The sequence below is a fragment of the Mycobacterium sp. genome (assembly GCF_049673265.1).
In the GTDB taxonomy this organism is placed as follows: domain Bacteria; phylum Actinomycetota; class Actinomycetes; order Mycobacteriales; family Mycobacteriaceae; genus Mycobacterium.
On sequence record NZ_JBATXN010000100.1, the window covers coordinates 1 to 3,903 of the forward strand.

General features: G+C 66.6%; 5 protein-coding genes and 1 riboswitch. Of the genes, 2 read left to right on the forward strand and 3 right to left on the reverse strand.

The features are described from left to right. The 3 genes from WBF82_RS03385 to WBF82_RS03395 form a co-directional block, all read right to left on the reverse strand. A partial coding sequence (locus WBF82_RS03385; protein WP_424381687.1) for a cation:proton antiporter occupies nucleotides 1–437 on the reverse strand: 437 nt, incomplete at its 3' end. Between the two features lie 103 nt (nucleotides 438–540). Next, on the reverse strand, nucleotides 541–1,905 hold the full coding sequence (locus WBF82_RS03390) for a PPE family protein (RefSeq protein ID WP_424381688.1): 1,365 nt from the start codon (nucleotides 1,903–1,905) through the stop codon (nucleotides 541–543). A 14-nt stretch (nucleotides 1,906–1,919) separates the two neighbouring features. Further along, complete coding sequence (locus WBF82_RS03395) at nucleotides 1,920–2,219, reverse strand: PE family protein (protein WP_424381689.1); 300 nt, start codon at nucleotides 2,217–2,219, stop codon at nucleotides 1,920–1,922. A 136-nt stretch (nucleotides 2,220–2,355) separates the two neighbouring features. Continuing rightward, nucleotides 2,356–2,417: riboswitch (Fluoride riboswitch) on the reverse strand. Nucleotides 2,418–2,540: 123 nt separating this feature from the next. On the opposite strand from WBF82_RS03395, the gene WBF82_RS03400 reads away from it, so the two are divergent. Together WBF82_RS03400 and WBF82_RS03405 are read left to right on the forward strand one after the other, a co-directional pair. After that, nucleotides 2,541–2,909, forward strand: a complete 369-nt coding sequence (locus WBF82_RS03400; RefSeq protein WP_424381690.1) for a YraN family protein — start codon at nucleotides 2,541–2,543, stop codon at nucleotides 2,907–2,909. Next, nucleotides 2,909–3,903, forward strand: a 995-nt coding sequence (locus WBF82_RS03405) for a YifB family Mg chelatase-like AAA ATPase (RefSeq protein WP_424381691.1), incomplete at its 3' end; no start/stop codon positions are given. The genes WBF82_RS03400 and WBF82_RS03405, both read left to right, overlap by 1 nt.

Below are 3,903 nucleotides of genomic sequence, written 5' to 3' on the forward strand. Positions count from 1 at the left end.
GTCGCGAGCCGCTCCGGCACGTCCAGCCGCTTGAACACCGATGTCGCCGCGACCGCGTCGGTGGGCGCTACCACCGCACCGGCCACCAGAGCCACCACGATTGGCACTCTGGCGACACCCACCAACACCGCGGCGACCGCGGCGGTCGTGATGATCACCAGTCCTACCGACAGCAGGCCGATCGGGCGGGCGTTGGCGCGAAGATCATCCGGTGCAAGGAAATACGCCGCGTAATAAATCAACGGCGGAAGAAACACATAGAACACTACGTGCGGCGACAGTACGGGCAGGCTGACCCCTGGTAGCAAGCTGAGCGCCGCTCCGACACCAACCAGCAGGACCGGGTACGGTACGCCCACCCGCTCGGCCAACCAGACCGCCGCCACGGCCGCCAACGGTCCGCAAAGCAGCAGGATCCCGTAGCCTGCCGGATTCACAACCGCACCTCCCCGTGTCGCAGACGGCTATCGATCAACCGCCCACTGTTGCGGTGATTGGCCAACTCAGCGTAGTGCGTCGTCGGTGAACCATCCGCGCGCGTCACCAGCGGAAGCGTTGCTTCTGCTGCGTTACCTCGTCGGCGTTCATCAGACCGGAGTCGGCCAGTTTGGCGAGTAGCGATTGCGCCCGGGTAGCCAATTCGGCCAACTCCGCTGCAATTTCGGCCACCGGCTGGCTAGCTGGCAGCTGCGCTGACTTCGGGTTGCCGCGGCTTGGCATCCGGGCGCGCTGGTCGCCGCGTCCTAGCGAGGCACTGCTCCCGACGGCCCCGCCGGCCGCCCCGGCCAGGCCCATGTTGCTGAACAGGTTGCCTGAACTACCTACTGCCATTTCGGGGGCGGCCTCGGCGCCGGTGATCGGCAGCGTGAATGCGACCGGGCGAATCTCCGGTGCCGCCACCGTCCAGGCCGACGGGACCGACAACCTGCCGACCGTATTCGCCTGGCCCAGGCCGGCGGATACCGATGCCGTGGCCGCGTCCGACGGTGCACCAACGCTGCCTTGGCCGCCCCAGAACCAGTCCGGAAGCTTGGCGGCGCCCGGCCCATAGCCCGTGTACGGCCCCCGCCCTTGGGCGTAATCACGGTCGGCGTTGATCTCGAAGCCGCGGAAGTTGGTCCCCACCGAGGTGAACGATGCCCCGATACTCGTCGCTCCCGCGCCGACCGCACTAGTGGCTATGGGGATGTCCAAGGTCGCCAGCGGGATGGTGATCGCGGTCAGGATGGTGCTCAGCACGTCCAGCGCCTGCGCAGGTGGGGCAGCGGCCGGTGCTGATGCGAGTCCCGAAAGCGCTTGGGGGAGTGCGTTGATCAGCTGGGGGCCATTCGACAGGATCGCCTGCCCAGCCGCGGCGGCTTGCCCGGCCACACCAGCCGGGTTGGTCGTCGGCGGGGGTGATGTGAACGGCGTGAATGTCGTGGCTGCCGCCGACGAGCCGGCATACCCGTACATCGCTGCGGCATCCTGAGCCCACATCTCGGCGTAGTCGGCTTCGGTGGCCGCAATCGCCGCGGTGTTCTGCCCGAAGATGTTGGTAGCGATCAGCGTCATCAACAGGCTGCGGTTGGCCACGATCACCGGTGGCGGCACCGTCATCGCGAAGGCCGCCTCATACGCGGCCGCGGCCGCCTTGGCTTGGGTGGCGGTTTGTTCAGCCTGTGCGGCAGCCGAGGTGATCCACTCGACGTACGGCGCCACCGCTGCCGCCATCGACGTTGACGAGGGACCCAGCCACGGCCCTCCGCTCAGCTCGGAGATCACCGACCCGTAGGACGCTGCGGTGGATTGAAGCTCGGCGGCCAACCCATCCCAAGCCGCGGCCGCCGCCAGCATCGGCCCCGAACCGGGACCGGCATACATTCTCCCGGAGTTGACCTCTGGCGGTAACATCGCGAAATCCATTGCTGTATCCCGTCTTAACCGGCCGATATGGCGTTAGCCGCTTCGGTGACCGCATATGAGGTTGCGCTGGTTCCAAGCGTGCTGACGAATTGCTGATGAATCGCCTCAGCCTGTGCGCTGATCGCCTGGTACATCTGCGCATGGACGGCGAATTGCATCGCCGTCAGCGCCGACACCTCGTCGGCAGCCGCAGGTACCACGCCGGTGGTCGGCGCCGCGGCGGCGGCACTCTGCGCGCTCATCGTCGTGCCGATGCCGGCCAAGTTGGCTGCCGCCCCGGTAAGCGCTTCCGGCTGGGTTGTGACGAATGACATTGGTATTCCTTTCGATAGTTGTCAAAAGCGAAGCTGCCGAATGGCGCGCAGCCCAATAGCGCGGAAGGTCGACAGGAATTCACGGATGCGCAGAACTTGCTTGTTGGCCCACCCCCGTCCTCTGCCCACGACTCACTCACGGGTAGAAGCCATCAGCCGGTGCGGCAGTTAAAGGCGAGCCTCATCGCCTGAACGGGATGTTAACGAACACCACAGACGCGTGTTGTGGATTGCTGCGCAACTGGGGATAACTGAACACCCTCTCGCGTCGACTGCAGCGCGACGAATATCCGTGTCGGTGCGCTGCCGCAGGGTGGCCGCATGACGACGTTGACGCGGGCTGAAATCGGAGCGCTCGGGGAGCAGATGGCCACCGATCACCTGATCGGGCTGGGACTGCGGATCGTGACCCGCAATTGGCGGTGCCGATATGGCGAGCTGGATCTGATCGCCGTCGACCCGACCACCAACACGGTGGTGTTCGTCGAGGTCAAAACGCGCACGGGCGACGGTTTCGGCGGTCTGGCGCAGGCGGTGACCGAGCAGAAAGCGCGGCGACTGCGCCGGCTGGCCGCGATGTGGCTGGCAACCCAGGAGCAACGATGGGCAGCGGTCCGCATCGACGTGATCGGGGTGCGCATTGGTCGACGACGCACGCCGGAAATCAGTCATCTACAGGGAGTCGGCTGATGGCGCTCGGACGAGCGTTTTCGGTCGCCGTGCTGGGATTGGACGGCGCGATCGTCGAGATCGAAGCCGATATCACCTCGGGCCTGCCCGGCGTGCACCTGGTCGGTCTGCCCGACGCTGCGTTGCAGGAGTCGCGTGATCGGGTCCGTGCAGCCATCACCAACTGCAACAACCGCTGGCCGATGTCGCGCCTCACGCTGGCGCTTTCACCGGCAACGCTGCCGAAGATGGGCTCGGTCTACGACCTCGCATTAGCCGCGGCGGTGTTGTCGGCGCAGCGAAAGACGCCGTGGCGACAGCTGGAGGCGGTGGTGGTTCTGGGCGAATTGGCGCTCGACGGGCGGGTTCGGCCGGTGCGCGGGGTGTTGCCGGCGGTGCTGGCGGCCAAAGGTGAGGGCTGGAAAGCCGCGGTGGTTCCGGTGGAAAATCTGCCGGAAGCCAGCTTGGTCGACGGCATCGAGGTGTGGGGTGTGCGCACGCTGGCGCAGCTCCAGGCCTGGCTCAGCGGGTCGGCGCAGCTAGACGCGCGGATCAGCGGAGTGGCTCCGGAGGCCGAGCCGTCAGCGGATCTCGCCGACGTGGTGGGGCAGACCCAGGCCCGCTTCGCCGTCGAGGTGGCCGCCGCCGGGGCGCATCACCTAATGCTCACCGGCCCGCCAGGTGTTGGCAAAACGATGCTGGCACAACGTCTTCCAGGGCTGCTGCCGTCGCTATCGGACAGTGAGTCGTTGGAGGTCACCGCTATTCACTCGGTGGCCGGGCTGCTGTCGGATACCACGCCGCTGATTACCCGGCCGCCGTTCGTGGCGCCGCATCACAGCTCCAGCGTCGCAGCGTTGGTCGGCGGTGGATCGGGGATGGCGCGGCCCGGTGCGGTCAGCCGGGCGCATCGCGGGGTGCTGTTCCTCGACGAATGCGCCGAGATAAACGTGAACGTATTGGATGCGTTGCGAACGCCGTTGGAGGACGGTGAGATTCGGCTGGCCCGCAGAGA

Coding starts and splice junctions, on each gene's coding strand:
- WBF82_RS03400 (WP_424381690.1), top strand. CDS start 2,541: ATGACGACGTTGACGCGGGCTGAAATCGGAGCGCTCGGGGAGCAGATG.
- WBF82_RS03390 (WP_424381688.1), bottom strand. CDS start 1,905: ATGGATTTCGCGATGTTACCGCCAGAGGTCAACTCCGGGAGAATGTAT.
- WBF82_RS03395 (WP_424381689.1), bottom strand. CDS start 2,219: ATGTCATTCGTCACAACCCAGCCGGAAGCGCTTACCGGGGCGGCAGCC.